The 26,704-nt window shown below is 65.4% G+C and carries 26 protein-coding genes; 23 read left to right on the forward strand and 3 right to left on the reverse strand.

Features of this window, described 5'->3' with window-relative positions; all coding sequences use genetic code 11:
• Positions 1–2: 2 nt before the first annotated feature.
• From gyrB to MHZ91_RS23000, 7 genes are all read left to right on the forward strand, one after another.
• Positions 3–2,450, forward strand: coding sequence for a DNA topoisomerase (ATP-hydrolyzing) subunit B (gene gyrB, locus MHZ91_RS22970; RefSeq protein ID WP_218342471.1), 2,448 nt, complete (start codon positions 3–5; stop codon positions 2,448–2,450).
• Positions 2,451–2,846: 396 nt separating this feature from the next.
• Positions 2,847–3,596 (forward strand): SDR family NAD(P)-dependent oxidoreductase, encoded by a 750-nt coding sequence (locus MHZ91_RS22975; RefSeq protein ID WP_175124837.1) that lies wholly within the window; start codon positions 2,847–2,849, stop codon positions 3,594–3,596.
• Between the two features lie 33 nt (positions 3,597–3,629).
• Positions 3,630–4,085, forward strand: coding sequence for a nuclear transport factor 2 family protein (locus MHZ91_RS22980; protein ID WP_239215857.1), 456 nt, complete (start codon positions 3,630–3,632; stop codon positions 4,083–4,085).
• Between the two features lie 14 nt (positions 4,086–4,099).
• Positions 4,100–4,687: a VOC family protein gene (locus MHZ91_RS22985; protein ID WP_239215859.1), complete on the forward strand. Its 588-nt coding sequence runs from the start codon at positions 4,100–4,102 to the stop codon at positions 4,685–4,687.
• Between the two features lie 30 nt (positions 4,688–4,717).
• Complete coding sequence (locus MHZ91_RS22990; protein WP_239215861.1) at positions 4,718–5,137, forward strand: putative quinol monooxygenase; 420 nt, start codon at positions 4,718–4,720, stop codon at positions 5,135–5,137.
• A gap of 123 nt (positions 5,138–5,260) precedes the next feature.
• Positions 5,261–5,731: a hypothetical protein gene (locus tag MHZ91_RS22995; RefSeq protein WP_239215863.1), complete on the forward strand. Its 471-nt coding sequence runs from the start codon at positions 5,261–5,263 to the stop codon at positions 5,729–5,731.
• Between the two features lie 198 nt (positions 5,732–5,929).
• The gene (locus tag MHZ91_RS23000; protein ID WP_239215864.1) at positions 5,930–7,888 is read left to right on the forward strand and encodes a WG repeat-containing protein; all 1,959 of its coding nucleotides are present in this window, start codon (positions 5,930–5,932) and stop codon (positions 7,886–7,888) included.
• Between the two features lie 149 nt (positions 7,889–8,037).
• Here MHZ91_RS23000 and MHZ91_RS23005 read toward each other — a convergent pair whose 3' ends face one another.
• On the reverse strand, positions 8,038–8,970 hold the full coding sequence (locus tag MHZ91_RS23005; protein WP_175136960.1) for a LysR substrate-binding domain-containing protein: 933 nt from the start codon (positions 8,968–8,970) through the stop codon (positions 8,038–8,040).
• 171 nt (positions 8,971–9,141) lie between these two features.
• Here MHZ91_RS23005 and MHZ91_RS23010 point away from each other — a divergent pair, with 171 nt between their 5' ends.
• The 6 genes from MHZ91_RS23010 (at position 9,142) to MHZ91_RS23035 (ending at position 14,408) form a co-directional block, all read left to right on the forward strand.
• Positions 9,142–10,053 (forward strand): amino acid ABC transporter substrate-binding protein, encoded by a 912-nt coding sequence (locus tag MHZ91_RS23010; RefSeq protein ID WP_175124844.1) that lies wholly within the window; start codon positions 9,142–9,144, stop codon positions 10,051–10,053.
• An 87-nt stretch (positions 10,054–10,140) separates the two neighbouring features.
• Positions 10,141–10,905 carry an amino acid ABC transporter permease gene (locus MHZ91_RS23015; RefSeq protein ID WP_175124845.1) on the forward strand — a complete coding sequence of 255 codons (765 nt, stop codon included), beginning with the start codon at positions 10,141–10,143 and terminating at the stop codon, positions 10,903–10,905.
• A 1-nt stretch (position 10,906) separates the two neighbouring features.
• A complete protein-coding gene (locus MHZ91_RS23020; protein ID WP_056565990.1) occupies positions 10,907–11,596 on the forward strand; it encodes an amino acid ABC transporter permease in 690 nt (229 codons plus the stop codon).
• A gap of 64 nt (positions 11,597–11,660) precedes the next feature.
• A complete protein-coding gene (locus tag MHZ91_RS23025; protein ID WP_056565987.1) occupies positions 11,661–12,395 on the forward strand; it encodes an amino acid ABC transporter ATP-binding protein in 735 nt (244 codons plus the stop codon).
• A gap of 5 nt (positions 12,396–12,400) precedes the next feature.
• Positions 12,401–13,459, forward strand: coding sequence for a low specificity L-threonine aldolase (locus tag MHZ91_RS23030; RefSeq protein WP_218342460.1), 1,059 nt, complete (start codon positions 12,401–12,403; stop codon positions 13,457–13,459).
• A gap of 40 nt (positions 13,460–13,499) precedes the next feature.
• A complete protein-coding gene (locus MHZ91_RS23035; RefSeq protein ID WP_175124847.1) occupies positions 13,500–14,408 on the forward strand; it encodes an EamA family transporter in 909 nt (302 codons plus the stop codon).
• 72 nt (positions 14,409–14,480) lie between these two features.
• Here the strand turns inward: MHZ91_RS23035 and MHZ91_RS23040 are convergent, their stop codons facing one another.
• Complete coding sequence (locus MHZ91_RS23040; protein WP_056565981.1) at positions 14,481–14,777, reverse strand: acylphosphatase; 297 nt, start codon at positions 14,775–14,777, stop codon at positions 14,481–14,483.
• Positions 14,778–14,941: 164 nt separating this feature from the next.
• Between MHZ91_RS23040 and MHZ91_RS23045 the strand changes: the two genes are divergently transcribed.
• Together MHZ91_RS23045 and MHZ91_RS23050 are read left to right on the forward strand one after the other, a co-directional pair.
• On the forward strand, positions 14,942–15,838 hold the full coding sequence (locus MHZ91_RS23045; protein ID WP_175124848.1) for a phytanoyl-CoA dioxygenase family protein: 897 nt from the start codon (positions 14,942–14,944) through the stop codon (positions 15,836–15,838).
• Positions 15,839–16,046: 208 nt separating this feature from the next.
• On the forward strand, positions 16,047–17,210 hold the full coding sequence (locus tag MHZ91_RS23050) for an alpha-hydroxy acid oxidase (protein WP_105236807.1): 1,164 nt from the start codon (positions 16,047–16,049) through the stop codon (positions 17,208–17,210).
• Between the two features lie 80 nt (positions 17,211–17,290).
• Here MHZ91_RS23050 and MHZ91_RS23055 read toward each other — a convergent pair whose 3' ends face one another.
• The gene (locus tag MHZ91_RS23055; RefSeq protein WP_218342458.1) at positions 17,291–18,133 is read right to left on the reverse strand and encodes an IclR family transcriptional regulator; all 843 of its coding nucleotides are present in this window, start codon (positions 18,131–18,133) and stop codon (positions 17,291–17,293) included.
• Between the two features lie 210 nt (positions 18,134–18,343).
• Here MHZ91_RS23055 and MHZ91_RS23060 point away from each other — a divergent pair, with 210 nt between their 5' ends.
• The 8 genes from MHZ91_RS23060 to MHZ91_RS23095 all read left to right on the forward strand — a co-directional run bounded on the left by MHZ91_RS23060 (position 18,344) and on the right by MHZ91_RS23095 (position 26,254).
• Positions 18,344–19,414 (forward strand): ABC transporter ATP-binding protein, encoded by a 1,071-nt coding sequence (locus MHZ91_RS23060; protein WP_105236809.1) that lies wholly within the window; start codon positions 18,344–18,346, stop codon positions 19,412–19,414.
• A 1-nt stretch (position 19,415) separates the two neighbouring features.
• Positions 19,416–20,306, forward strand: coding sequence for an ABC transporter permease (locus MHZ91_RS23065; RefSeq protein WP_218342457.1), 891 nt, complete (start codon positions 19,416–19,418; stop codon positions 20,304–20,306).
• A gap of 19 nt (positions 20,307–20,325) precedes the next feature.
• Entirely contained in the window at positions 20,326–21,120 is a 795-nt protein-coding gene (locus MHZ91_RS23070) for an ABC transporter permease (protein WP_062839314.1), read from the forward strand.
• 37 nt (positions 21,121–21,157) lie between these two features.
• The gene (locus MHZ91_RS23075) at positions 21,158–21,526 is read left to right on the forward strand and encodes a (2Fe-2S)-binding protein (protein WP_239215866.1); all 369 of its coding nucleotides are present in this window, start codon (positions 21,158–21,160) and stop codon (positions 21,524–21,526) included.
• Complete coding sequence (locus MHZ91_RS23080) at positions 21,523–22,908, forward strand: NAD(P)/FAD-dependent oxidoreductase (protein ID WP_239215868.1); 1,386 nt, start codon at positions 21,523–21,525, stop codon at positions 22,906–22,908. The genes MHZ91_RS23075 and MHZ91_RS23080 overlap by 4 nt, the downstream gene beginning before the upstream one ends.
• The gene (locus tag MHZ91_RS23085; RefSeq protein WP_239215879.1) at positions 22,905–24,077 is read left to right on the forward strand and encodes an FAD-binding oxidoreductase; all 1,173 of its coding nucleotides are present in this window, start codon (positions 22,905–22,907) and stop codon (positions 24,075–24,077) included. Before MHZ91_RS23080 ends, MHZ91_RS23085 begins: the two co-directional genes overlap by 4 nt.
• Positions 24,074–25,144, forward strand: a complete 1,071-nt coding sequence (locus MHZ91_RS23090) for an ABC transporter substrate-binding protein (protein ID WP_239215870.1) — start codon at positions 24,074–24,076, stop codon at positions 25,142–25,144. Before MHZ91_RS23085 ends, MHZ91_RS23090 begins: the two co-directional genes overlap by 4 nt.
• 174 nt (positions 25,145–25,318) lie before the next feature.
• Positions 25,319–26,254 carry a glyoxylate/hydroxypyruvate reductase A gene (locus MHZ91_RS23095; protein WP_239215872.1) on the forward strand — a complete coding sequence of 312 codons (936 nt, stop codon included), beginning with the start codon at positions 25,319–25,321 and terminating at the stop codon, positions 26,252–26,254.
• The last annotated feature ends 450 nt before the right edge of the window (positions 26,255–26,704 follow it).

A 26,704-nucleotide genomic window follows, 5' to 3' on the forward strand; every position in this document is an offset into this window, starting at 1 on the left:
ACATGTCAGATCAGCAGAACACCACTCCCGAGACCAGCGGCTACGGCGCTGACTCGATCAAGATGCTCAAGGGGCTGGAGGCCGTGCGCAAGCGCCCCGGCATGTACATCGGCGACACGTCCGACGGCACCGGCCTGCACCACATGGTGTTTGAGGTCGTCGATAACGCCATCGACGAAGCCCTGGCCGGCTATTGCGACGACATCGTCGTCACGATCCACACCGACAACTCCATCTCCGTCACGGACAACGGCCGCGGCATCCCGACCGACATCCACAAGGACGACGAATTCCACCGCAGCGCGGCGGAAATCGTCATGACCGAACTGCACGCCGGCGGCAAGTTCGACCAGAACTCGTACAAGGTGTCCGGCGGCCTGCACGGCGTGGGCGTGTCTTGCGTGAACGCGCTGTCCGAATGGCTGCGTCTCACCATCCGCCGCAACGGCCAGGTGCACCAGATGGAATTCCGCCAGGGCGAGCGCGTTGCGCCCCTGGCCGTGACCGGCACGACCGACAAGCGCGGCACCGAAGTGCGCTTCCTGGCCGACCCGATCATCTTCAACAACATCGAATACCACTACGAGATCCTCTCCAAGCGCCTGCGCGAGCTCTCGTTCCTGAACAACGGCGTCAAGATCCGCCTGATCGACCAGCGCCAGGGCAAGGAAGAGAACTTCGCGTTCTCGGGCGGCGTGAAGGGCTTTGTTGAATACATCAACCGCGCCAAGACCGTGCTGCACCCGAACGTGTTTTCGGTCACCACGGAATCGTCGGCCGGCGGCGTGCCGGTCGGGGTGGAAGTGGCGATGCAGTGGAACGACAGCTACAGCGAAAGCGTGCTGTGCTTCACCAACAACATCCCGCAGCGCGACGGCGGTTCGCACCTGACCGGCCTGCGCGCCGCGATGACGCGCATCATCAACAAGTACATCACCGACAACGAACTGGCCAAGAAGGCCAAGGTCGAGACGTCCGGCGACGACATGCGCGAAGGCCTGGCCTGCGTGCTGTCCGTGAAGGTGCCCGAGCCCAAGTTCAGCAGCCAGACCAAGGACAAGCTGGTGTCCAGCGAAGTGCGTCCGGCCGTTGAAGAAGCCGTGGCACGCACGCTTGAAACCTGGCTGCTCGAGCACCCGAACGACGCCAAGGCCCTGTGCAACAAGATCGTCGAAGCCGCCCGTGCACGCGAAGCCGCGCGCAAGGCACGCGAAATGACGCGCCGCAAGAGCGTGCTGGAAGGCGCCGGCCTGCCCGGCAAGCTGGCTGACTGCCAGGAAAAGGACCCCGCGCTGTGCGAGCTGTACATCGTCGAGGGTGACTCCGCAGGCGGCTCGGCCAAACAGGGCCGCGACCGCAAGTTCCAGGCCATCCTGCCGCTGCGCGGCAAGGTGCTGAACGTCGAGAAGGCGCGCTTTGACCGCCTGATCGCCAGCGAGCAGATCGCCACGCTGATCACGGCGCTGGGCACCAGCATCGGTCCCGATTTCAACGTGGACAAGCTGCGCTACCACCGCCTCATCATCATGACTGACGCGGACGTCGACGGCGCACACATCCGCACCCTGCTGCTCACGCTGCTGTACCGTCAGATGCCCGAGCTGGTGCAGCGCGGCTACGTGTACATCGCGCAGCCGCCGCTCTACAAGGTCAAGGTTGGCCGCGAAGAGCGCTATCTGAAGGATGACCAGGAAGAAGCGCAGTTCATGCTGACGCTCGCCCTGAAGGACGCCGAGATCATCTCGGGCGGCAACATCATCCGCGGCGAAGAACTGAACGACCTGGCCCGCCAATACGTGGCAGCCGACGGCGTCATCGCCCGCCTGTCGCGCGTGTTCGACGTGGGCGCGCTGTCGGCCATGGCCGAAGGCGTGGAAATCAACCTGGACACGGCCGAGTCCACCGCGGACTCCGCCAAGCGGCTGGCCGATGCCATGCGCGATCCCATCAACGGCAATGGCGTCGAGGTCGTTCCGCAATTCGACGAAGCCACCGAACGCCATCGCCTGTCCGTGCAGCGCATGCACCACGGCAACGTGCGCGTCAGCATCATCGACGCCGACTTCATCAATGGCTCGGATTACGCCATTCTGTCCAAGGCCGCCAAGAGCTTCCTGGGCAAGGTCGGCGCGCGTTCGATGGCCGCCCGCGGCGAAGGCGACAAGCGCAAGGAGCAGCCCGTGTCCGACTTCCGCGAAGCCATGCAGTGGCTGCGCAGCGAAGCCGACCGCAGCATCTCCAAGCAGCGCTACAAGGGTCTGGGCGAAATGAACCCCGAACAGCTGTGGGAAACCACGATGGACCCGAAGGTGCGCCGCCTGTTGCGCGTGCAGATCGAGGACGCCATTGCGGCGGACGAGGTCTTCACCACGCTGATGGGCGACGACGTCGAACCGCGCCGCAACTTCATCGAAACGCACGCGCTGTCGGCGGGCAACATCGACGCTTGATCGTATTGGATCCCGCGATTAGCTAGATTCTTGCCGGGGTATCCGGCGTTCGTACAAGGGGCTGCTTATGCAGCCCCTTTTTCTTTGGTTCTCGGGAGTTCAAGCCGACATTCCCTTCCTGCCGGGCGGATCCGGTTTTCGCCATCGACCAGGTGAAAAACCGCCCTGCCCTTAGCCCCGCGGGCGTCGCTTGAATCCCCATCGAAGAGTTCATGCATGACAACCGCTGGCGTGCTGATTATCCATAAAAATGGATGGTTATTTCAATTTTGCAGGGTTTATTCATTATCCCCGCACGCCTACAGTAGCTCCATGCCCAGTCAACACGGCGTTTCAGGAGACTTCCTCCCCAGCCCGCTGACTGACAACTTCCTCATCGAATACATGGAGCTCATCATGAATCAGCAACTCAACGGCAAGATTGCACTCGTCACCGGCGGCACCACGGGTATCGGCCTAGCGACCGCTCAGGAATTGGCCGCGCAAGGCGCGCGCGTCTTCATCACCGGCCGCCGCCAGGCCGAACTGGATGCCGCCGTGGCCAGCATCGGCGTCGCGGCAACGGGCATCCGCGCCGACGCGTCGGTGCTGAGCGACCTGGACAACGTCTACGCCCAGATCGCCAAGAGCGCCGGCAAGCTCGACATCCTGTTCGCCAACGCGGGCGGCGGCGACATGATGCCGCTGGGCGCGATCACGGAAGAGCACTTCGATCGCATCTTCGGCACCAACGTGCGCGGCACCTTGTTCACCGTGCAAAAGGCCTTGCCATTGCTGGTCGATGGCGCCTCGGTGATCCTGACGGCGTCGACCGTATCGATCCAGGGCACGGAAAACTTCAGCGTGTATAGCGCCAGCAAGGCGGCGGTGCGCAACTTCGCGCGTTCGTGGGCGCTGGATCTGAAGCCGCGCGGCATCCGCGTGAACGTCGTCAGCCCCGGTCCGATCCGCACGCCCGGCCTGGGCGGTCTGGTTCCCGACGAAGCCCGCCAGGGGTTGTTCGATCATCTGGCCGCGCAGGTGCCGCTGGGCCGTCTGGGCGAGCCGCAAGAGATCGGCAAGGCCGTGGCGTTTCTGGCTTCCGACGCGGCGAGCTTCGTCAATGGCATCGAGCTGTTCGTCGACGGCGGGATGGCGCAGGTCTGAGCGCATTGCGCTTTCGATAGCGACATCTCAATCATGAAATCCTTGATTCATTGCGTACTGGCGCTGGCTGCGATGTGCAGCGCGCCTTACGCGCACGCACAGGAAATTTCACACATGAAACCCGCGATGCAAGACACGGTCGATCTGGCACAACGCTTGATCGACATCCATTTTTCGATATGGAACGACGCCGATTCCCAATCCCGCGAATCGAAGTTTGACCAGGTGTACACGCAAGATTTCTTCGTGGCTGATCAAAGCGGCGTCGCTGCAGGTTACGCGGAAGTGAACCGCCTGATTGAGCAGTTGCAAGGCACCCATGCGGGATTCCGGTTCGCGCCCGCTCCGATCACTTGGAATCATGGCGTCGGCCGCGTGGTCTGGAACTATGGTCCGCCCAGCCATCCGGACCAGGTGCATGGCGAAGATATCTTCACCATCAAAGACGGCAAGCTTGCGAGCGCCCACGTCTTTCTCGATCGTCAGTAATGGGGATGCGCATCATGAAACGACTGGCTTCTTGCTTCATGGCAATTGGCGTTCTGGCAGCTGGCGCGTCGCAGGCGGCGGGCATCCATGTCGCGGGTGTGGATCACGTGGGTATCAACGTGCCCGATCTGAAGCAGGCGGAGGCATTCTTCAAGAGTGCTTTCGGATGCGAACCCGTGACACGAATCGGGCCATTTCAGCTGGACCCAACGGCGTCGCCCGATGCTGCGGGTTTCGCGCCCCGCGCCGATAGCGTCACGATTGCCATGCTGCGTTGCGGGGAAGGTTCGAACATAGAGCTGTTCGAATACAAGAATTCGCGGGGCAGCAATACGATGCCTCGTGCTGAGGATATCGGCGCCTCGCATATCGCGTTCTACACCGACGATATCGAGGGCGCGGTGTCTTATTTGAAGGCCCAAGGCATCACGGTTCTAGGTAAACCCATCACGATGACATCGGGCGATACCGAAGGCGAGACATGGGTTCACTTTCGCTCGCCTTGGGGTTCAGACATGGAACTCGTCAGCTACCCGAATGGCAAGGGATATGAACACCGCACCAGCCTCAGGCTGTGGAATCCCAAGCACCCCGGTCAGTGAACCATCAAACGAACCATCGACAGGATTGATATGAACCTTCCTCATCAACCCGGCGCGTACGGCGCCCAATTCCCCGACCATGGCCGGTCTGCCGCTGACCATGACAAAGACCTGCCGACAGCGGTAGTGGTTGCGGCCTATTACCGCGTGCATCCGCAAGACCGGCAGTCATTCATTGACGCCGTCATTCCCCACATGGTGGCAGCCCGAAAGATGCCCGGATGCGTCTACTACGCCTTTGCCGCGGATCTGACTGACGCCAATCTGTTTCATCTGGTGGAGGGCTGGGCGGATGAGGCGGCCTACGAGCGTCACGAACAAGCGCCTTCGTTTCTTGCGGCGCTGGCGCATGTCGTCAAGCATGTTCGAATTCTGGATCGGCAGGGGATCCGATATGAAGTCGCGCGGCAGATCATCGATGACCCCAGGAGCAAAGTGGCGCCGGCTTAAGGCGTCCACCGGGCACGCGATGCGCGGGATCGCCCGTGCGATTTGCGTGCCGATGTTTGCAGGACGGCATTCGCGCGCGTTCGGTCCAACCGTTTTCCGAGCCGCTTTTTCAGAGACCCCACCATGATTGTAGAAATCGGCAGTGCCAGTTCGACGCCAGTCGTTTCGCGGTACGAACCTCCCTCCTCCCCTCCCGCTTCTCAAGTGAATGAAGTCAGCGCCACGGAGCCGGAGTCGCAGACGAATGCTGACGCGTCGTCGGCCGACGCGTCGGCGGCGCAGCAGAGCAAGGAGTCGGATCCCGCCAAGAATGGGGGCGAATCGCTAGAGTCGCTCAGGGAGCAGATCGCGCAATTGGAAAAGCAGCTTGCGCAAGCGCTGGAAGAGTTGCGCGATGTTCAGTCAGCCACCATGGATGAAAAGCAGAAGGCTGCGTTGACGGCCGCTCTGCAGGTGAAAGTGGCCGTGTTGAACTCGTCCTTGATGTCCATGATGATGAAGCTGGCAGAGGCCATTGCCAATGAGAACGGCAAGAACTTTGAGAGTGCGGTTGCGCTGGCGGCGTCTCAAAGTGGTGGCAGCAATGCGGGTTGAATGGACGCCAGCGGATCCGCCCGCGGGGGATTCGCGAATACACTTCGGTCAGGAAGACCTGACGAAAGGCCGTGCGGATTGAAAATGATTGCACATTGAAGGCCAGCCCGATGCGGGCTGGCCTTCGGCTTTCCGGACCGGCTATCGGATGTCATCAATCAAGCGCTCCAGGCGCCTCTGCAATCAAAGGAAGTGAAGATGGGAAATCGGGCCTGGCTGTATCTGTGCTCGGACGAGGATGAAGGCGCGCCGCCCGCGGAGATCGCCAGCGCGAATGGCAACCTGCCGACGTTGTGGCAGGTGCTGCTGGCGGAGGGCGAGTCCCGTGCGGCGCCCGATGACCAGGACCTCCTTGGTGATGGCGATGGCAATGGTGCGGGCATGGCCGCCGATGCGCGCGTTGCCCATCAGCGGCTGGGCGAACTGGCGGCATTCATGGGGGCGCACTCGGATCGCGACGATGCGCTGCCCGTGCTGCAGTTCGATGCCGCCGTGCAGTATCTGGGCGAGCTGATCGATGAACACGACGACGACGGCGACTTGTGGATAAGCGCAAATCTCAATGAGTTGTCGTGGCTGCACGCGGACGGCGCGGCGGCTTATGTTCACCAAACGCGCACCCTGTGCGAAGAACGCTGGCTAGCCGTGCGGCAAGGCATGCAGGCCGGTGACCTGGCCGCTGTGTGCCGATTGCTGGACGTGCAAGATGCCGGTGACGCCTCCGGCTGGGCGTGGCGCTTTGGTTTTGGCGGACTGTCGCATTCCTATTTCCACGAACAGGATCCGGCCCGCACGGTCAGCTTCGAAGACTACGTTGCCGAGGGGGGCGACGATGAAGACGCGTGGCTTGGCAGCGCGCTGTACCGCTACCGTGTGGACAAGTTGTGGGGGCTGCGGGCGGTCGATCCGGAGGCCGAGTCCGACGACGACAACGACGGCGACAACGACGGCGATTGCTGGCTGCCGGTGATGGCGCCGCAGTGGGATGCGATCTGGCGCAGCGGCGCGTCCGATGTGGGCGTGCTGTGGATAAGCCGCGAGGGCCGCACGGGGCTGCTGCAGGTTACGGAGAACGTCGCGCGGGTGCTGGTGCCGCCGCGCTTTGACGCGGTGTGGGATTTTGAAGAAGACGTGGCAAGCGTCCAGATTGGCGACAAGGTGGGGCTGATCGCCGCGGATGGCAGTGAAATCCTGCCGCCGTCGCTGGACGAGGCCTGGAACTGTGCGCAAGGCCTGGTGGTGGTGCGCGTCGGAGATCAGTTGGGCTTTGTGGACAAGTCGGGTGGCTGGGCGATCACGCCGCGCTTCGAGGACGCGGGGTCGTTCTGCCCCGGAGGCTTGGCGCCCGCGTTCGAGGCGCAGGCGTGGGGCCTGGTCGACCGGCGTGGCGATTGGGTAGCGACGCCCGAGTGGGACGACGTTTATTGGGACGAGGACCTGCACGCGTTCATCACCGAGCGCGAAGGGATGCAGGGGCTGATCGACGCGTCGGGGCGGCCGGTGCTGGATGCCTGCTTTGCTGCGCTGGCGCCGTTGGATACTGCGGCCGACTCAGCCGAGCTGTGGAAAAGCGGTCTGATGCGGATCAGCGTCTTGACGCAAGATGCGCGGCGCGGGGTGGTGGATGGTCAAGGCGCCGTGCGGGTGCCGATCGTTTACAGCGATCTTGGCGAGGTGAGCTGGCTGCCGTCGGAACGGCCTGGCATCCCGGAGCCCGCGCCTGAAGGCCAGGCGGGGCGCTATGCGCGGATCCTGGCGAACGTGGGTCGCGATGACGACGGCGACGAGACGTGGGCCGAGGGCGTCTATGACATGGCCGAGGGGCGTGAAGTGCTTGCTTGCCGGCATGTGCTGACGTTCGGGTTGGCGTGGAACGGCGCGTATGGCTGGCTGGTGATGCAAGCGGGCCAGGCGCCCTGCCCTCACAACGTGGACGGGCTTTACGTGGGCGTGGCGCGCGCGGGTGGCGACTGGCTGCATGAACCTGTGTACGCCTGGATCGGTTCGCCGGAATCCTTGCAGACTGCGGCGGGCGTTTACAACGGCCCGCCGGCGATTGTCTCGCAGTGGAACGAGGGCGAGCCGGTGCGGGCCATGCGGGGCGATACGGGTGTGCTGGTGATGCTGCACCGTGACGGGCGGGAGACGCCGGCCTAGGCAATTGCGGCAACGGTGTCTGACACCCAGGGAAAGACCTCCAGTCTTGCGCAACGGTGTCTGACACCCTGGGGAGATGGTCGCCAGTTTGAGGCGGTGTCTCATAGGGTGTCAGACACCGTCTCCACACACATCGCCGCAGCGATCGGCTACCGCGGCGGCCGCGCTTTCAGATCCCCCATCTCTTCCTGCATCAGCTGATGCGCATAGCGCGAGAACACCGTGACCAGGCGCGTGCGCGTGTGATACGGCGGGTACAGCAGCGCGACGGTGACCGGCACCGCCGGGCTGAACGGACGGACTTCCACGCCGTTCGCTTCGTACTCCTCGCGCGCGGCCAGGGGGTTGATCAGCGCCACGCCCAGCCCCGCGCCCACCAGCGCGCACACCGACGACCCCAATCCCGCTTCGGCCACCGTATGTCGCTCGACCTTGGCGGACTTGAACACGGCGTCGATCTTCTCGCGCAGCGGGGTGCCGCTGGGAAATGCGATGAAGGGCTCGCCCGCAAAATCGGCGGGCTTGAGCTTCTTCAGTTTGGTCAGGCGATGTCCGCGCGGCAGCACCGCCACGCAGCTCATCGTGAGCACCGGCTCGACCTGGATGCCGGGCGCCTCGCCGGACAGCATCGCCAGCCCCGTGTCGCAGAACCCCGAACTGATCCAGTTGTGGACCGCGCTGGCGTTGCCCGAGTGGATGGACACCATGACGTCCGGGTACTCGGTCTTGAAGGCCGCGACGATGCGGGCCAGGAGCCCGCCCGCCAGGCGTGGCATGGCCGCCACACTCAGTCGGCTGGCGCTGAACGAGCGGATGCTGGCCGCCGCCGACTCCAGGCCGGCGAGGCCGATGAAGGTCTTTTCGACCTCCTGAAAAAAGCGCGACCCGTCCTGGGTCGGGCTCAGCCGGCTGCCATTGCGGTCGAACAATGGAAACTGGGTGATGGCTTCCAATTGCGCAATTAAGCGGCTAACGTGCGGCTGCGAGGTATGCACGCGGCGCGCCGCGGCGGTCATGGATCCGGTCATCATGACGGCGCGGAACGCCTCAATGTGCCGCAAGCCCATGCGAGTAATGGCCATGTCAAATCCGTATAGAGGAATACCTGATTGGAACTGGATAAAACCATACTGCTAGTTGATACTTTTTGCCAGCCGCGGGGCTCATCGCGGGACGCGGCGGTCGCCAGCCAGACTGGAACCGCCGATCGTGAACATAAACACGCGCCGCACGTACGGCGCCAAGGGAATCAGATGAAAGCACTTGCCGCGATCTCCGTCGCCGCCGCCCTGCTGGGCACCACCGCGACGGCTCATGCCGAAGGTCCCAGCCGCCTGGACAAGATCCGGGAAACCGGCGTCATCACGATCGGCCACCCCGAGACCTCGGTGCCGTTTGCGTATCTGGACGGCAACCAGAAGCCGATCGGCTACACGGTCGAGATATGCCAGGAAGTCGCCAAGTACGTGCAGGAAGCGCTGAAGCTGCCCAAGCTGGAAGTCCGCTACAACCCGACGACGTCGGCCACGCGCATTCCGCTGCTGGCCAACGGCACGATCGACCTGGAGTGCGGCAACACCACCAATAACGAGGCCCGCCACAAGCTGGTGTCCTTCGCGCCCACGACCTTCGTGGCGCAGGTGGTGCTGGTGGCGCGCAAGGACGGCGGCGTGGACCCCAATGACCTGTCCTCGTTCCGCGGCAAGACCATCGCGGCGCAGGCTGGCGGCCAGACGTTCAAGCTGATCTCGCAACTGAATGCGCAGGGCAACCTGGGAATCTCGATGGCGCCCACCAAGGACACCGCCGAGACCATCCTGATGGTGGAATCGGGCCGCGCCGCGGGTTCGGCCAACGACGACGGCATCGCCTACGGCGCCGTGGCCTCGTCTAAGAACCCGGACGCCTTCGTGATCGGCAAGAAGGGCCTGGAAATGGCGCCCTACGGCATCATGCAGCCCAAGGACGATCCCAAGTTCAAGAAGGTGGTTGATGACGCGGTGCTGGATCTGATGAAGACCGGCAAGGTTGCGGCGCTGTACGACAAGTATTTCAACTCGCCGATCCCGCCCAAGCAGATCAACCTGAAGTACCCCATGAGCGACGCCCTGAAGCGCGCCCTGGCCAACCCCACCGACTCGGGCGATCCCAAGGCCTACGAGTAAGCCGCATGCCGCGGGGCGCAACGCGTCCCCGCGGCGCATGAAGCAAGGACGCCGGCCGGGGCCGGCGTTGCAATCAAGGGCGAGGGCATGAATTACAACTGGAGTTGGAGCGTCTTCCTGGAGATGTCGCCGGACGGCGTGCACACCTTCCTGGAAACGATCCTGATCGGCGTGGGCTGGACGCTCGCGCTGGCATTGACGGCCTGGGTTTTCTCTTTGCTGCTGGGATCCTGGCTGGGCGTGATGCGCACGGTGCAGTCGCGCCTGATGAACGCCATCGGCGCGACCTATGTAGAGCTGTTCCGCAACATCCCGCTGCTGGTGCAGATGTTCCTGTGGTATTTCGTGCTGCCCGAATTGCTGCCGCATGCCTGGGGCCTGGCGATGAAGCAGATGCCGCAGCCGTGGGGGCAGTTCGTGCCCGCGGTGCTGTGCCTGGGCTTTTACGGATCGGCGCGTGTGGCCGAGCAATTGCGCGCCGGCATCCAGTCGCTGCCGCGCGGGCAGTTTCAGGCGGGCACCGCGCTGGGACTGACCGAGGGCCAGGTCTACCGCTACATCATCCTGCCCGAGGCCTATCGCATCGTGCTGCCGCCGCTGACCTCGGAATTCATGGGTACGATCAAGTATTCGTCGGTGGCGCTGACCATCGGCCTGTTGGAATTGACGGGCCAGGCGCGATCCATGGCCGAATTCAGCTTTCACATCTTCGAGGCGTTTTCGGCCGCGACGGTGATCTACCTGATTCTGAACGGCATCGTCGTGCTGGGGATGCGCACGCTCGAGCGCCGAGTCGCGGTGCCCGGCCTGATCGGCACGGCCGCGAAGTCGCCTGCGGGATTGGGGCGCTGACATGGGCAAATTCGATTTCGATGTGATCTGGGGCTCGCTGCCGTACCTGTTCCAGACCGGCATGACCTTCACGCTGACGCTGACCGTGCTGGCGGCGGTGATGGGCCTGGCGTTGGGCACGATCCTGGCGATGATGCGGTTGTCGCGCTACAAGATCCTGTCGGTGCCGGCGGGCATCTACGTGAACGTCATGCGTTCGATCCCGCTGCTGCTGGTGATCTTCTGGTTCTACTTTCTGATGCCGTACATCGCCGCGTGGGTGGTGGGCTCGCCCACGCCGCTGCGCGTGGGGGCGTTCAACTCGGCGGTGATCACGTTCACGCTGTTCGAGGCCGCGTACTTCTGCGAAATCATGCGCGCCGGCATCCAGTCCATCGCGCGCGGCCAGGTATCGGCCAGCATGGCGCTGGGCCTGAATCACTGGCAAGGCATGCGGTACGTCGTGCTGCCGCAGGCGCTGCGCAACATGGTGCCGGCGCTGCTGACGCGCGTCATCATCCTGTTCCAGGACACGTCGCTGGTGTACGTGCTGTCGCTCACCGACTTCCTGGGCGCCGCGTCCAAGATCGGCCAGCGCGACGGCCGGCTGGTCGAACTCTATCTCTTCGTGGCGGTGGTGTATTTCGTGATTTGCTTCACGGCATCGCGTCTGGTCAAGCAGCTTGAAAAGCGTACGCGGGTGCTGCGCTGAGCCGCTTGCCGCAGCAATCACGTTATCCACAGGTTCAACGATGCAATCCTCTTCCAATCCCCTGATGATCGAGATCCGGCAGGTCAGCAAATGGTACGGCGACTTCCAGGTGCTGGACGACTGCTCCACCACCGTGCGCCGCGGCGAAGTCGTGGTGGTGTGCGGCCCGTCCGGCTCGGGCAAGTCCACGCTGATCAAGACCGTCAATGCGCTCGAGCCCTTTCAGAAAGGCGAGATCGTGGTCAACGGCGTGTCCGTGGGCGATCCGCGCACCAACCTGCCCAAGCTGCGCGCAGTCGCCGGCATGGTGTTCCAGCACTTCGAGCTGTTCCCGCACTTGTCCGTGACCGAGAACCTGTGCCTGGGGCAGATCAAGGTGCTCAAGCGCGGCAAGGACGAAGCGCGGCAGCGCGCGCTTGCGCTGCTTGAGCGCGTGGGCCTGTCGGCGCACAAGGACAAGCATCCCGGCGAACTGTCGGGCGGCCAGCAGCAGCGCGTGGCGATTGCCCGGGCGCTGTCGATGGACCCCGTCGTGATGCTGTTCGATGAGCCCACGTCGGCGCTGGACCCCGAGATGGTCAACGAGGTGCTGGACGTGATGACCGACCTGGCGGGCGAAGGCATGACCATGATGGTGGTGACCCACGAGATGGGATTTGCGCGCCGCGTCGCCGACCGTGTGATCTTCATGGACGGCGGCAAGATTGTCGAGGACTGCCAGAAGGAGCAGTTCTTCGGCAATGTCGAGGAGCGTGCCCCGCGCACGCGCCAGTTTCTTTCCAAAATTTTGCAGCACTGAAAGCCATGACCCAGCGGACCCCCGCCGAACCTCCCCCACTCCGCGTCGACCTGCGCAGCGATACGGTCACGCACCCGACCGCGGCCATGTACGAGCGCATGCGCACCGCGCCGATCGGCGATGACGGCCTGGACGGCGATCCCACCGTGCGCGAGCTGGAAGCGACCGTCGCTTCCAGCCTGGGCAAGGAGGCGGGCCTATTCGTGCCGAGCTGCACGATGGCCAACCTGCTGGCCGTGCTGGCGCAAACGCAGCGCAGCGAACAGGTGGCGCTGGAAGCGACTGCCCACATGTACACGTCGGAACGGGGCGCGGCGACGTTCACGGGCCTGTTCTACCAAGGCCTGCCCGGCGCCGAAGGCGCGATGGACCTGAACCGGCTCGAAGACGCGCTGATGGCGGGCGGACACCGCCTCAAGACTGCGTTGGTGGCGATGGAGACGTCGCACAACAACGCGGGCGGCGCAGTGCTGCCGCTGGACCACATGCAGGCCGTGCACGGCATGGCGCGCGCAGCCGGCGTGCCGGTGCACCTGGATGGTGCCCGGCTGTTCAACGCTGCGGTCGCGCTGGGCGTGCCGGCCATGGACATCACGCAATACACGGATACGGTGTCGCTGTGCCTGTCCAAGGGCTTGAGCGCGCCGGTGGGCGCGGTGCTGGCGGGCAGCCAGGCCGTGATCGCCAAGTCGCGGACGCTTCGCCGCATGCTGGGCGGCACGCAGCGCCAATCCGGCATCATGGCCGCCGCGGGCCTGGAAGGCGTGCAGCACATGAGCGCGCGGCTGGGCGAGGACCACGTGCGGGCGCGCCGGTTGAGCGACGGCATCAACACGCTGGCGCCCACGCTGACCGCGACCGTGCCGCAAACCAACATCGTGCAGGTTGAGACCGCCGACACCGGCATGACCAATGCCGAATGGGTCGCGGCCCTGCAGGTGCAAGGCGTGCTGACGCGTCCGTGGGGCCGTACGCGGCTGCGTTGTGTCACGCACCGGCACATCAGCGACGACGATGTCGATATGGCCGTCAAGGCGTTTTCCGCGGTGCTGAACGCGCGCTGATTCAGCCGATTTTGGGGTGGGCGATGCGATAATGCCCGCCATGTCCACCCCCACTCATCTTTCCCGGAAAGACTATTTCTGCGCCCTCGCGGTGGTGGTCATCTGGGGCCTGAATTTTGTCGTCATGAAGGTCGGCATGCGGGGCTTGTCTCCGATGATGCTCGGCGCGTTGCGATTCGCGCTGGCGGCCTTCCCGCTCATCCTCTTCGTGCGCATGCCGCGGCTGCCGTGGCACTGGGTCGCGGCCTACGGGCTGGTTCAGGGGCTGGGCCAGTTCGGCCTGCTGTTCACGGCGCTCAAGTTCGGCATGCCGGCCGGCATGGCATCGCTTGTCATCCAGACCCAGGCCTTCTTTACGCTGCTGCTCGCCGCGCCGGTGCTGCATGAGCGCGCGCGGCGGCATCACTGGATCGGACTGGGCGTCGCCGCGATGGGCCTTGCGGTCATCGCGGGGGCGCGTGGCGACGGGCCGGGGCAGATGACGATGCTGGGCTTTGTCCTGACGCTGGGGGCGGCATTCATGTGGGCGGTGTCCAACATGATCGTGCGGCTGGCCAGCCGCAAGGCGCCCGGCTACGACCCCTTCGCGTTCATTGCCTGGAGCAGCGCCGCCCCGGTGCTGCCCTTCCTGGCGCTGGCCGTGTTGATCGATGGCTGGGAACCGGTCGTGGGCATGATCACCGGCATGGGCTGGGGCGAGGCATTGTCGGTGCTGTATCTGGCGGTGCTGGCAACCCTGGTTGCCTACACGCTCTGGACGCAGCTGCTGTCGCGCCATCCCGCGGCCAAGGTCGCGCCGTTCTCGCTGCTGGTGCCGGTGGTGGGGCTGTGGGCGGCGTCGATGGCGTTCGGCGAGCGGCTGCAGCCGCTGCAATGGGTGGGCGCCGGATGCGTGCTGGCCGGGCTGGTCATCAACCAGGTCGGCGCGCGCTGGTTGCGCACGCGCTAGCGCCGGTCAGCCTTTACGCTACCGGGCCCTCATCCGCCCGGCCTACAGCGTGCCGGCGAGGGCCCGCGGTCCTCAAAGTTGCTCGAAGCGGATGTAACGCTTATCGGTGTACTCCCGGCGCGTGATGATTTCCTGCACCGACGCGCCCGGCGGTCCGCGGCGCAGCCATTCCAGCATGTGATCGACCTGGTCGGGCGTGCCCTGCACCAGCGCTTCGACCGTGCCGTCCAGCATGTTCTGCACCCAGCCCTTCGCGCCAAGCATGTGAGCGCGCCGCACCGTGGCGTGCCGGTAGCCCACGCCTTGCACCGTGCCGCTGACGGTGACGTGGACGGTTTCGATCTGGGTATCGGCCTTAGGGTCTTGCATGGGTTTTTCCTTCGGATGATGCGCCGCCACGCGCGACTGGCGTAGGCGGAACCGGCTACAGCGGATGGTCTATAGGCCCGGCAGGCTTCGAAGCGATACGTTAGAGCCCATGTCAAAACGTGCCAGCTTAGAAATACCCATTACCAGAGCTTGGAGAAGCCATTATGGAAGAGACCAGTTTGTTGTCGGAAGCCGAGACAGCGCGCTACAGGGATCAGGGTTACCTGGCCTTGAAGGACATGTGCCCTCAGGACGAGGTCGGCTACATCCGCAGGACGCTGCTGGACTTGTTCTCGAATAAGACGGGTTACAACGAGGGCGCGCAATACGACTTTGTCAGCCGCGACGACCCGAGCAAGCCCGCGAAGTTTCCGAGTCTGCACGATCCGCGACATTATGCCCCGGGCCTGCTGAAGACGGTGTACCACGAACGCACGCTGGAACTGGCGCGGCAGCTGCTGGGCCCGCAGGCCGCGCTGTATGGCGAGCACGCGTTGCTCAAGCCCGGCCCGCACGGTCCGGAAACGCCGTGGCACCAGGACGAAGCTTTCCGGTCGCCGGACTTTGTCTACAACGAACTGAGCATCTGGCTGGCGCTGCAGCCGGCCACCGTCGAGAACGGCTGCATGCAGTTCCTGCCGGGGTCGAACAAGTGGGACGTGCTGGAGCACCGTTCCCCGGGCGGCGACAAGACGCTGCATCCGCTGGAATGCTGCGGCGATTTCCCGCGCGAACAGGCGGTGGCCGAGCCCCTTGATCCGGGCGGCATCACCGTCCACGATGCGCGCACGCTGCACTTCACGGGACCGAACACGTCGCAGACGCCGCGGCTGGCGTACATCCTGATCTACAACACGCCGCCGGTGTACAAGCCGGGCCGCCGGGAATTCCCGTGGCTGGAAGGCCGCTGGACCGACAGCCAGACCCGCAAGAAGCAATGGCACAAGCGCGGCGGGCTGGCGGTGGACGTGATGCGCCGGCTGCCGGGCGCGCGGCTGACCAGCCCGCGCTGGGTGGCGTGGGCAACGATACGCGCGGTCAGCAAGGTGTGGCCGCGCTAGGGCTGGGCGTGCAGGGGCCATAGAGCCTTTGCGCAGGGGGGCGAACGGGGCCGGCAAGCGACGCTTGCCGGCCTCGGCGCGTATACTGGGCGGCGCCGCGCGGGTCATCAAGCCTGGCGCGGCGGCAAGGCTGCCCCACGGCTGGCGGCCCGAAAGCACAAGAAAATGAGTCGCAGCTGGCGCACCCCTATCACTCCACAGACACTCCATGACCGCTAACCTTTCTACGATCACCTGCATCGAAGATTTGCGCGTTGTCGCGCAGAAGCGCGTGCCGCGCATGTTCTACGACTACGCCGATTCCGGCGCCTGGACCGAAGGCACCTATCGCGCGAATGAAAGCGACTTTCATCGGATCAAGCTGCGCCAGCGCGTGGCGGTCAACATGGAAGGCCGGTCGCTGCGCACCACCATGGTGGGCCAGGACGTGGTCATGCCGCTGGCGATTTCGCCCACGGGCCTGACCGGCATGCAGCATGCCGACGGCGAGATCCTGGCCGCCAAGGCCGCCGCCGATTTCGGCGTGCCGTTCACGCTGTCCACGATGAGCATCTGCTCGCTGGAAGACGTGGCGCAGGCCACCGGCAAGCCCTTCTGGTTCCAGCTCTACGTCATGCGCGACCGCGAGTTCGTGGGCAACCTGATCGACCGCGCCAAGGCCGCCGGCTGCTCGGCGCTGGTGCTGACGCTGGACCTGCAGATCCTGGGCCAGCGCCACAAGGACATCAAGAACGGCCTGTCGACGCCGCCCAAGCCCACGCTGCGCAACCTCATCAACCTGGCGACCAAGCCGCGCTGGTGCATGGGCATGCTGGGCACCAAGCGCCGCACTTTCGGCAACATCGTCGGCCACGCCAAGGGCGTGAGCGACCTGTCGTCGCTGTCGTCGTGGACGGCCGAGCAGTTCGATCCCCGCCTGAGCTGGGACGACGTGGAATGGATCAAGCAGCGCTGGGGCGGCAAGCTCATCATCAAGGGCATTCTGGATGTCGAGGACGCGCAGCTCGCCGCCAACAGCGGCGCCGACGCGCTCATCGTCAGCAACCACGGCGGCCGCCAGCTTGACGGCGCCATGTCGTCCATCGCGGCCCTGCCGGGAATTGCCGATGCCGTGGGTTCGAAGATCGAGGTGTGGATGGACGGCGGCATCCGCTCCGGCCAGGACATCCTGAAGGCCGTGGCGCTGGGCGCGCGCGGCACGATGATCGGCCGCGCCTTCCTGTACGGGCTGGGCGCGTATGGCCAGGCCGGCGTCACCCGCACGCTGGAGATCCTGTACAAGGAAATGGACACGACGATGGCGCTGTGCGGCCGCCGCACGATCGAGCCGGGCGACCGCAGCATCCTGCTGCCGGGCACGTATCCGACCTGATCGCTGATGCTTGTTGAAAAAGCCCGGACCCATACGTGTCCGGGTTTTTTTATGCGCCGACGCCGCGCACCGTGCGTGGGCTATGCGCCGTTGCCCGTGCCCAAGAACTGGCTGGGCCTGCGCAGCGCCGGGTCGAAAGGATTGATCTGCGCGCCCACCGCGTCGGCCTCGCGGCGCAGCATTTCCACGATCAGCGGCAGGCGTTCATCGCTGATGCGTTCGATGGGCGCCGCCACGCTCAGCGCCGCCACCGTGACGCCGTTGGGATCGTAGACCGGCACCGCCAGCCCCGCGATGTTGGGGAACACGCCCTGCCCCTGGCTGCGCGCGTAGCGCAGTTCCAGGCATTCCTTGATGCGCACGCGCATCGAGATCTCGTCCACGAAGCCCAGGTGATGCAGGCGCGGAATGTTGAAGCGCATGACCTCTTCGCGCTCGGCTTCCGGCAGGCTGGCCAGCAGCACCAGGCCGCCTTGTCCCATGCCCAGCGGCACGCGGCCGCCGATGTCGCCGGTGTGCGAGCGCACCGGAAAGGCGCCGTCCACGCGGTCGACGCAGACCGCATCAAAACCGCTGCGCACCAGCAGAAAAATGGTGTCGTTGAGCATGCCGGACAGACGCAGCATGGCGGGCCGGTAGAGGGTGCGCAGGCTGGACTGATGGTTGCCCGCCGCGGCCGCCAGCGAAAAGAAGGCGACGCTGAGCTGATAGCCCTTGCTTTGGGCCGGCTGCTCCACCACGCCTTCCTGCATCAGGCCTTGCAGCACCCGGTGCACCGTGGCCTGCGCCTGGCCCGTGCGGGCGGCGATATCGGTCAGGCGCAGCTTGACCCCTTTGGCGTCGGCCAGCACGCGCAGCACGGCAAAGGCCCGCTGCAATACGCCCTGGCCGGCGGAATCGTCCGGCGTTTCTGATTTCTTCATTCTTGGGTTCCGATAATCAAAATAGTCTGGCGTATTTTTATCAAGAAATTCAGTCTACCGGAAATAACGAATAAAAAATTCGATTCTTCGGAAAACCCTAATTGACCCTCCGTTTTGGCGGCTCCTAGACTGCGCCATCACTTAGGCAGCCTGGGCGGCACTTTTTCCACCCGGCGGCGCAGGGCCCGGACGGGCCACGGGGTTTGGAACATGGCATTTCTGCGGCTGGACAACGTCTCCAAGAACTACGGCGATCTGCGTGTCGTCTCGGACTTCTGCCTGTCGGTCGACAAAGGCGAGTTCGTCTCGCTGCTGGGCCCTTCCGGCTGCGGCAAGACCACCACGCTGCAGATGATTGCCGGCTTTGCCGACGTGACCTGCGGCACCATCACGCTGGACGGCCGCGACATCACGCACGCCAAGCCCAACACGCGCGGCCTAGGCATCGTGTTCCAGAGCTATGCGCTGTTTCCGCACCTGACCGTGGCCGACAACGTCGCCTTCGGCCTGAAGATGCGCAAGGTTGAACGCGCCGAACGGCAGGACCGTGTGCGCGAGGCGTTGGCGCTGGTCAAGCTGGACAAGCATGCCGACCGCTTCCCGCGCGAACTGTCGGGCGGCCAGCGGCAACGCGTGGCGCTGGCCCGTGCGCTGGTGATCCGGCCGCCGGTGCTGCTGCTGGACGAACCGCTGTCCAACCTGGACGCCAAGCTGCGCGAGGACATGCAGTTCGAGCTGCGCAGCATCCAGCGCAAGATCGGCACCACCACCGTCATGGTCACGCACGATCAGGCCGAAGCCCTGTCCATCAGCGATCGCGTCGTCGTCATGCAGGACGGCCGGGCCACGCAGGTGGACGCGCCCTACCGCATGTATGAACACCCGCAGACCGAGTTCATCTCGCGCTTTGTCGGCAAGACCAATCTGCTGCCGGGCCGCGTGACGCGCTGCGGCGCGCAGGCTGAAGTGCAGACCGGCGCGCTGAGCCTTGTCGTCGATGGCGAAGGCCTGCGACACGGCGACAGCGTGCAGTTGTCGTTGCGGCCGGAAAAGCTGGTGCCCGTGCCGTCTGGCCAGGGCAAGCTCGCCTGTGTCGTGAACACGCGCTACTTCCTGGGCAGCCAGTGGATGTACGACCTGGATTCGCCCGTGGGGGCGCTGACCATCCTGACGCCCAACGACGGCCGCCGCCCGCATGACGACGGCGAACAGATCGGGCTGGACTGGGCGGACGGCGTGCTGCGCGTGTTGCGCGCACCGGCTGCCGCGGCGGCGGACTGACATGGCGACGCTGACGCAACGCGGCGCCGCCGCCAACCTGCCCAAGCCACGCAACGACGGGATGCTGGCCATCCTGGGATCGATCCCGCTGGCCCTCGTGTTTCTGACGCTGGTGCTCACGCCGCTGGCGCTGACCTTCGCCCTGTCGTTCCGGCCGTTCGACTACGCCACCGGCATTCAGCCCGGCCACACGTTCGAACACTACCTGGCCGTGGTGACAGACGGCTATTTCATCGAGATCTTCTGGCGCACCTTCTGGATCGCCGGCGTCACCACGCTGATCTGCGTGCTGATCGGCGCGCCCGAGGCCTACATCCTGTCGCGCATGCGCAAGCCCTGGCGCTCGATCTTCCTGCTGGTGGTGCTGTCGCCGCTGCTGATCTCGCTGGTGGTGCGCGCGTTCGGCTGGAGCATGCTGCTGGGCCCAAGCGGGCCGCTAGGCAAGGCGGCCGCGGCACTGGGGCTGGGATCGCTGCTGTACACGCCCACCGCCGTCATCATCGGCCTCGTTCACGTCATGCTGCCCTTCATGGTGATTCCGGTCTGGACGTCGCTGCAGAAGCTGGACCCCACGGTCGAGCACGCCGCGCTGTCGCTGAACGCCTCGCGCTTTCAGACGCTCACGCGCATCGTGCTGCCGCAGGCCATGCCGGGCATCCTGTCCGGCAGCCTCATCGTGTTCGGCCTGTCGGCCAGCTCGTTTGCCATCCCCGCGCTGCTGGGCGGACGGCGGCTCAAGATGGTGGCCACCGTCGTGTACGACGAGTTCCTGACCGAGCTGAACTGGCCGCTGGGCGCGGCGATCGCCATCGTGCTGCTGATCGTGAACGTGATCGTCATGATGGCGTACAACCGCGTCGTCGAACGCTCTTACCGCCGCAGCCTGGGCTGACCCGCGCAAGGAATCGAACATGCAGAAGAACGGTCCTTTCGCGCTGGCGTTCAATTTCCTGGTGGTGGCGTTCGTGCTGGCGCCGCTGGTCATCGTGTGCCTGGTGGCGTTCACGCCGGACTCGACGCTGACCGTGCCCACGACCAGCTTCTCGCTGCGGTGGTTTTATGCGGTCTTCGACCATCCCAACTTCATGCAGGCGTTCAAGAACAGCCTGTGGTTGGCGTTCCTGTCGGCCAGCATCGCCGTGTGCCTGGCGGTGCCCGCCGCCATCGCCATCACGCGCTACCGCTTTCCGGGGCGCGACGTGCTCAACGGCCTGTTCCTGTCACCGTTGATGATTCCGCATCTGGTGCTGGGCGTGGCGCTCTTGCGCTTCTTTGCGCTGATGGGTATGGCCGGCAGCTTTCCGTGGCTGGTGGCCAGCCACGTCGTCGTCATCACGCCTTACGTGATGCGCCTGGTGATCGGCGCGCTGGTGGGTTTTGACCGGTCCATCGAACACGCGGCGCTGTCGCTCGGCGCCAGCCGTGCGACGGTGTTCTTCACGGTGACCTTGCCGCTCATCATTCCCGGCGTGTCCGGCGGCTGGCTGCTGGCGTTCATCAACAGCTTCGACGAACTGACGATGTCGGTGTTCATCACCGCGCCCTCGACCATCACGCTGCCGGTGCGCATGTACATGTACGCCACGGAATCCATCGACCCGATGATGGCCGCCGTGTCCGCGCTGGTGATCGCGCTGACGGCCGTGACGATGCTGCTGCTCGATCGCGTGTATGGCCTGGACCGCGTCCTGGTGGGCCAGAAATGAATTCCCTGCCGACAGCCGCAAAGGAGCCGCGCGCGCCATGGCAATCCTGAAACGCCTGGCCGAAACCGGCCGGCCCGCGTTGACCTTCACCTTCGACGGACAGACGTGCACGGCACTGGCCGGCGACACGGTCCTGACCGCCGTGCTGACGCAGGCCGAACGCCTGCGCACCTCGGAATTCGGCGGTGGTCCGCGCGCCGGCTTCTGCATGATGGGCGCGTGCCAGGACTGCTGGGTGCAGCTTGAAAACGGCGAGCGTGTGCGCGCCTGTTCCACGTACATCGAGCCCGGCATGCGGCTGCAGAGCGCCGCGCTGGCGCCCGCTGCCGCGCCCGGCACGCTGGCGGCCACCTCTGCGCCCGGCACGCTGACGGCCGCCGCCTGGCCCGAGGATGACGCGTCATGAGCATCGTCATGCCCGTGATCGTGGGCGCCGGCCCCGCCGGTATCCGCGCGGCCCAGACGCTGGCCGCGCAAGGTCTGCGGCCCGTGATCCTGGACGAAGGGCTGCGCCCCGGCGGCCAGATCTACCGCCAGCCGCCGCCCGGCTTCTCGCGTCCCAAATCCGCGCTGTATGGCTTTGAACATCGCAAGGCTGACGCCGTACACCGCACCATGCAGGAATTGCAGGGCAACGTCGAATACCGTCCCGGGTGCCTGGTCTGGAACGCGGAGGGCAAGACGCTGGACGTGCTGCGCGACGGCGTCAGCACGGCGGTGCCCTACACGCATCTGATTCTTGCGACTGGGGCGACCGACCGCGTGCTGCCGTTTCCCGGCTGGCTGACGCCCGGTGTCTACACGCTGGGCGGATCGCAGGTCGCGTTGAAGCACCAGGGCTGCGCCATTGGATCGCGCGTGGCGTTCCTGGGCACGGGCCCATTGCTGTATCTGGTGGCATACCAATACGCCAAGGCCGGCGCACAGGTTGCCGCCGTGCTGGACACGTCGCGATTTGCGGACCGCGTCGCGGCGCTACCCGGCATGTTGCGCGCACCCGCGCTGCTGGCCAAGGGTCTCTATTACATGGCGTGGCTGCGCGCGCATGGCGTGCCGCTGCGCAGCGGCGTACGCCCCGTCGCCGTGCAGGGCGGCGATCGGGTCACGGGCCTGTCGTACACCCGGAACGGACGGACGCATACGCTGGACTGCGACGCTGTCGGCTTCGGCCTGTCGCTGCGTTCCGAAACCCAGCTCGCCAGCCTGGTCGGCTGCGACTTCGAATTCAACGAACGCGACCGCAACTGGATCCCACGGCGCGACGCCGCCGGACGCAGCAGCGTGGCGGGCGTTTACGTCGCGGGCGACGGCGCGGGCATTGCCGGGGCCGATGCAGCGGAACTCGCCGGCGAACGCGCCGCGCTGGCGCTGCTTGAAGACACAGGACATCCGCACGACGCACGCCGCGCGCGGATACTGGAATCGCAACTCGCGGCAAATAGCCGCGTGCGCGACGCGCTGGAACGCGCGTTTGCGTTTCCCGAGGACTGGGCCGCCAGCATCGCCGACGACACCGTCGTCTGCCGCTGCGAGGAAGTCACCGCCGGCACCATCCGCCAGGCCGCGCGCGACAACGGCGTGCAAGAGATGAATCGCCTGAAGGCGCTGACCCGCGTCGGCATGGGACGCTGCCAGGGCCGCATGTGCGGCGTGGCTGGCGCAGAGGTCCTGGCCCATGCCGTCGGCTGCGCGCCGCAGGCGGTAGGACGGCTGCGCAACCAGCCGCCGGTCAAACCCATTCCGGTCAGCGTCGTCTGCCTGGAACGGCCCGCGAAAAAGGCCGCCTGATGGAACGCATCGACACCGAAGTCGCGATCATCGGCGGTGGCATCGTCGGCGGCAGCGCCGCGCTCTTCCTGCGCCGGCTAGGCGTGCCCGTCGTGCTGCTGGAGGCCGCGCTGTGCGGCGCTAAAGCCAGCGGGGTCAACTACGGCGGCGTGCGCCGGCAGGGGCGCGGCATCGAACAGCTGCCGCTCGCGCGGCGCGCGCACGAACTGTGGGGCCAACTGCCCGCGCTGATCGGCATCGACGGCGAATACGTGCGTTCCGGCCACCTCAAGCTGGCCACCTCCGACGTCGATCTGGCGCTGCTCGAAGCCTACCGCGACAACACACGCGGCTTCGGCATGGACCTTGAAATCCTGGACCGCCGCGTGCTCGCCCAACGCTTCGGCTGGCTGGGCGAAAGCGTGATCGGCGGCTCGTTCTGCCCGCAGGACGGCCACGCCAACCCTCGGCTGGTGTCCCCCGCCTTCGGACGTGCCGCCGCCGCACTGGGCGCCGACGTGCGCGAAGGCGTGCGCGTCACTTCCGCCACGCACGACGGCACGCGCTTCATCGTGCGCGCCGGCGACACGCTCGAAGTGCGATCGCGCTACCTCTTGAACTGCGCAGGCGCCTGGGCTGGCCGCTTTGCCGAAGGCTTCGGCGAGCCGGTTCCCGAAACGTCCATCCACCCCCTGATGATGGTGACCGAGCCCCTGCCGCTGTTCATGAACGTCAGCCTCGGCATGCAGGGCGGCGGCATCTACGCACGGCAGGTCGCGCGCGGCAACTGCGTCATCGGCGGCGGACGCGGCGTCTCCGCCGACCCCGACTACGCACGCCCCGGCCGCGCCAACCTCGGCGCGCTCATGGCCAACGCCGTCAAGCTCCTGCCCGTGCTGCGCGGCGCCCAGGTCATCCGCTTCTGGACCGGCGTCGAAGGCAACATGCCCGACCACAATCCCGTGCTCGGCCCCAGCGCCACCGTGCCCGGCCTCTTTCACGCCTTCGGCCTGTCCGGCGCGGGCTTCCAGATCGGCCCCGCCATCGGCGAAGTGCTGGCCGAGCTGGTCGTGCACGGCCGATCCTCCATCCCTATCGATGCCTTCCGCATTGAACGGTACGCGCCCGCCGCTCACGGCGCCGCGGCCCGGCCTGATCGTCTTCGTGAGCAAACGCTGGAGTCACCATGATGCACAAGAAACAGGGCGCGCACCGCCTGAGCAAGGGGAAACGACTGCTGGGCGCGGCGATGCTGGCATTGCTGTCCGCCGGCGCCATCGCGCAGCAGAAAACGTTGTACGTCGGCATGAACGGCGGCGACATGGAACGCGCCTTCACCCAGCACGTCTTCCCCGATTTTGAGAAGGCCAACAACGTCAAGATCGTCGTCGTGCCCGGCACCTCCACCGACGTCCTCGCCAAGGCCCAGGCCTACAAAGACAAGCCCCAGATGCACGTCATGTTCCTGGACGACGGCATCATGGCCCGCGCGATTTCCATGGGCCTGTGCGAACAGCTCAACGACGACCCCGTCCTGAAAGAGCTGTATCCCACCGCCCTGATGAAAGACCGCATGGCCGCCGGCATCGACATCGGCATGACCGGCATCGGCTACAACACCCGCCTCTTCCAGAAAAACGGCTGGACCCCGCCCACCTCGTGGCTCGACCTGGCCGACCCCAAGTACAAAGGCAAGGTCGTCTTCCAGTCCGCATCCGGCAGCACCTTCGGCCTGCACGGCTTCCTGATGTTCAATCGCATCGAAGGCGGGAACGACCAGAACTACGAGCCCGGCTTCAAGAAGTGGCCCTCCACCATCGGCCCCAACGTCCTCGAATACATCCCCAACTCCGCCAAGCTCGCCGAGATGATCCAGTCCGACGAAGCCGCCATCTTCCCGCTCACCCCCACCGCCATCGCCCGCTTGAAGAAGCGCGACATCCCGGTGGAATACGCCCAACCCAAGGAAGGCTCCGTCATCCTCATGGTCGGCGAATGCGTCATCGCCAAGAACAGCGAACCCGAACTCGCGCAAAAGCTCGCCCTGTACCTCTTGTCTGCCAAGGCCCAGGCCAAGGCCCTGGAAATGGGCGGCCACTTCCCGTCCAACAAAAACGTCCAGGCCCCCGCCGACAACGCCGAGTCCCTCAAGCGCTTCCAAGGCTACATGGCCAACGCTAAGATCCTGGACTGGGACCAGATCAACGCGGCCCGTCCCGCCTTCAACGCCCGCTGGAACCGCACGGTCGAACGTTGACGACAACGCGCGGCGCACCCTGTGGACAACCCGCAGGCGCGCCGCGCCGGGCAAGACGCCGGAAGTATCGGGATGAAACCCGGGGGCTGAAGCCCGGGCCTAAACCCCGCGCTTGAAACACGCACCTGAAACATGCGCCTGGCCGACACGCCCTCATCACCCGCAAGGACAACCATGCGCCTCATCATCAATTCCGGCGGCCCCCAGGCAATAGAAGAGTGGCGCACACAATTCCGCACCTTCGCGCCAGACCTGCAAGTCGTCGGCTGGCATGAAGACCCCGATCCCGCCACCATCGACTACGCCCTCGTCTGGGCCCCCGACGCCGGCCGCCTGGCCACCTTCCCCAACCTCAAACTCATCATCAGCGCCGGCGCAGGCGTTGACCACATCCTCGCCGACCCCACCCTGCCGCGCCACCTGCCCATCGCCCGCATGGTCACCACGCGCACGCAGACCGAGATGGCCGAGTACGTGCTCACCAGCGCCCTGATGATCACGCGCAACGTCAAACGCATCACCGACAACCAATCCCGCCGCCACTGGGAAATCTTCGACTCTCTGCGCGTAGCGGCGGATGTACGCGTCGGCATCATGGGTTTGGGCCACCTGGGCATCGCCTCAGCCCAACTCCTGTCCCGCGCAGGCTTTCCCGTCAGCGGCTGGTCCCGCGGCGCGACCCCACTGCCCGGCCTGCCGTCTTACGCAGGGCAGCAACAGTTCACACAATTCCTGGCAAACACTGACCTCCTGGTCTGCCTGCTCCCCGCCACTGACGCCACTCGTGGCATCCTCAACCGCGACACGCTGTCGCAACTACCCAAAGGCGCCAGCCTCATCAACGCCGGCCGCGGCACCCACATGGTCACGCAGGACATTCTGGATGCGCTGGACAGCGGGCATCTGGATCAGGCAATTCTGGATGTCTTCGAGCAGGAACCCCTGCCAGAAGACTCCCCACTGTGGACTCACCCAAGAATCACGATCACTCCCCACTGCGCAGCGATCCCCGACCGCAAGGAGCGCGCCCGTCACACCGCCTTGTTGATCGCGGCAAACGAGCGGGGCGAAGCGCTTCCCAACATCTACGACCCTCAGCGCGGCTACTGACATTCAACCGCTGTGGCGCGCGCGACGCCCAAGATCGCCAACGCGCGGCGCGTTCACACGCATCCTCAGAAAAAGCGGCAAGACGTCTCGCCCCCCCAGCGAAGCGCGCAGCGCCAAACGCATGACGCAAGGCAACGCGTAAGCTCCACCAGGCCGCCCGCGCGGCCGCCGTGGAGCGGGCCCCGCAAGATCTTCCTCTCACACACCGCTGCCTGCCAGAACGCCAAGCACACACCCCGTCCCAGCACTGCGCGCACCCGAACCACTAGAGCACGGCGCGGCGGCGGCCTTGGGGCGCGGGGCGTGTAGATGCGCCCGAGGGAATCGGAAGGCAGTCGCCGAAGGCGACAACGACGATGACGAAGGGGAAGTCCGGAGCGAAGGCTCCGGACCGCAATCGTAGCCCCGCGCCCCAAGGCCGCCGCCGCGCCTGTCACATATACACAACAC

The sequence above is a fragment of the Achromobacter sp. ACRQX genome, assembly GCF_022346505.1.
GTDB classification, from domain to species: Bacteria; Pseudomonadota; Gammaproteobacteria; order Burkholderiales; family Burkholderiaceae_B; genus Achromobacter; species Achromobacter animicus.

Excerpts from the sequence above, each read along its gene's own strand:
- gyrB (WP_218342471.1), top strand. The coding sequence starts at position 3 with ATGTCAGATCAGCAGAACACCACTCCCGAGACCAGCGGCTACGGCGCT.
- MHZ91_RS22975 (WP_175124837.1), top strand. The coding sequence starts at position 2,847 with ATGAATCAGCAACTCAACGGCAAGATTGCACTCGTCACCGGCGGCACC.
- MHZ91_RS22980 (WP_239215857.1), top strand. The coding sequence starts at position 3,630 with ATGAAATCCTTGATTCATTGCGTACTGGCGCTGGCTGCGATGTGCAGC.
- MHZ91_RS22985 (WP_239215859.1), top strand. The coding sequence starts at position 4,100 with ATGAAACGACTGGCTTCTTGCTTCATGGCAATTGGCGTTCTGGCAGCT.
- MHZ91_RS22990 (WP_239215861.1), top strand. The coding sequence starts at position 4,718 with ATGAACCTTCCTCATCAACCCGGCGCGTACGGCGCCCAATTCCCCGAC.
- MHZ91_RS22995 (WP_239215863.1), top strand. The coding sequence starts at position 5,261 with ATGATTGTAGAAATCGGCAGTGCCAGTTCGACGCCAGTCGTTTCGCGG.
- MHZ91_RS23000 (WP_239215864.1), top strand. The coding sequence starts at position 5,930 with ATGGGAAATCGGGCCTGGCTGTATCTGTGCTCGGACGAGGATGAAGGC.
- MHZ91_RS23005 (WP_175136960.1), bottom strand. The coding sequence starts at position 8,970 with ATGGCCATTACTCGCATGGGCTTGCGGCACATTGAGGCGTTCCGCGCC.
- MHZ91_RS23010 (WP_175124844.1), top strand. The coding sequence starts at position 9,142 with ATGAAAGCACTTGCCGCGATCTCCGTCGCCGCCGCCCTGCTGGGCACC.
- MHZ91_RS23015 (WP_175124845.1), top strand. The coding sequence starts at position 10,141 with ATGAATTACAACTGGAGTTGGAGCGTCTTCCTGGAGATGTCGCCGGAC.
- MHZ91_RS23020 (WP_056565990.1), top strand. The coding sequence starts at position 10,907 with ATGGGCAAATTCGATTTCGATGTGATCTGGGGCTCGCTGCCGTACCTG.
- MHZ91_RS23025 (WP_056565987.1), top strand. The coding sequence starts at position 11,661 with ATGATCGAGATCCGGCAGGTCAGCAAATGGTACGGCGACTTCCAGGTG.
- MHZ91_RS23030 (WP_218342460.1), top strand. The coding sequence starts at position 12,401 with ATGACCCAGCGGACCCCCGCCGAACCTCCCCCACTCCGCGTCGACCTG.
- MHZ91_RS23035 (WP_175124847.1), top strand. The coding sequence starts at position 13,500 with ATGTCCACCCCCACTCATCTTTCCCGGAAAGACTATTTCTGCGCCCTC.
- MHZ91_RS23040 (WP_056565981.1), bottom strand. The coding sequence starts at position 14,777 with ATGCAAGACCCTAAGGCCGATACCCAGATCGAAACCGTCCACGTCACC.
- MHZ91_RS23045 (WP_175124848.1), top strand. The coding sequence starts at position 14,942 with ATGGAAGAGACCAGTTTGTTGTCGGAAGCCGAGACAGCGCGCTACAGG.
- MHZ91_RS23050 (WP_105236807.1), top strand. The coding sequence starts at position 16,047 with ATGACCGCTAACCTTTCTACGATCACCTGCATCGAAGATTTGCGCGTT.
- MHZ91_RS23055 (WP_218342458.1), bottom strand. The coding sequence starts at position 18,133 with ATGAAGAAATCAGAAACGCCGGACGATTCCGCCGGCCAGGGCGTATTG.
- MHZ91_RS23060 (WP_105236809.1), top strand. The coding sequence starts at position 18,344 with ATGGCATTTCTGCGGCTGGACAACGTCTCCAAGAACTACGGCGATCTG.
- MHZ91_RS23065 (WP_218342457.1), top strand. The coding sequence starts at position 19,416 with ATGGCGACGCTGACGCAACGCGGCGCCGCCGCCAACCTGCCCAAGCCA.
- MHZ91_RS23070 (WP_062839314.1), top strand. The coding sequence starts at position 20,326 with ATGCAGAAGAACGGTCCTTTCGCGCTGGCGTTCAATTTCCTGGTGGTG.
- MHZ91_RS23075 (WP_239215866.1), top strand. The coding sequence starts at position 21,158 with ATGGCAATCCTGAAACGCCTGGCCGAAACCGGCCGGCCCGCGTTGACC.
- MHZ91_RS23080 (WP_239215868.1), top strand. The coding sequence starts at position 21,523 with ATGAGCATCGTCATGCCCGTGATCGTGGGCGCCGGCCCCGCCGGTATC.
- MHZ91_RS23090 (WP_239215870.1), top strand. The coding sequence starts at position 24,074 with ATGATGCACAAGAAACAGGGCGCGCACCGCCTGAGCAAGGGGAAACGA.
- MHZ91_RS23095 (WP_239215872.1), top strand. The coding sequence starts at position 25,319 with ATGCGCCTCATCATCAATTCCGGCGGCCCCCAGGCAATAGAAGAGTGG.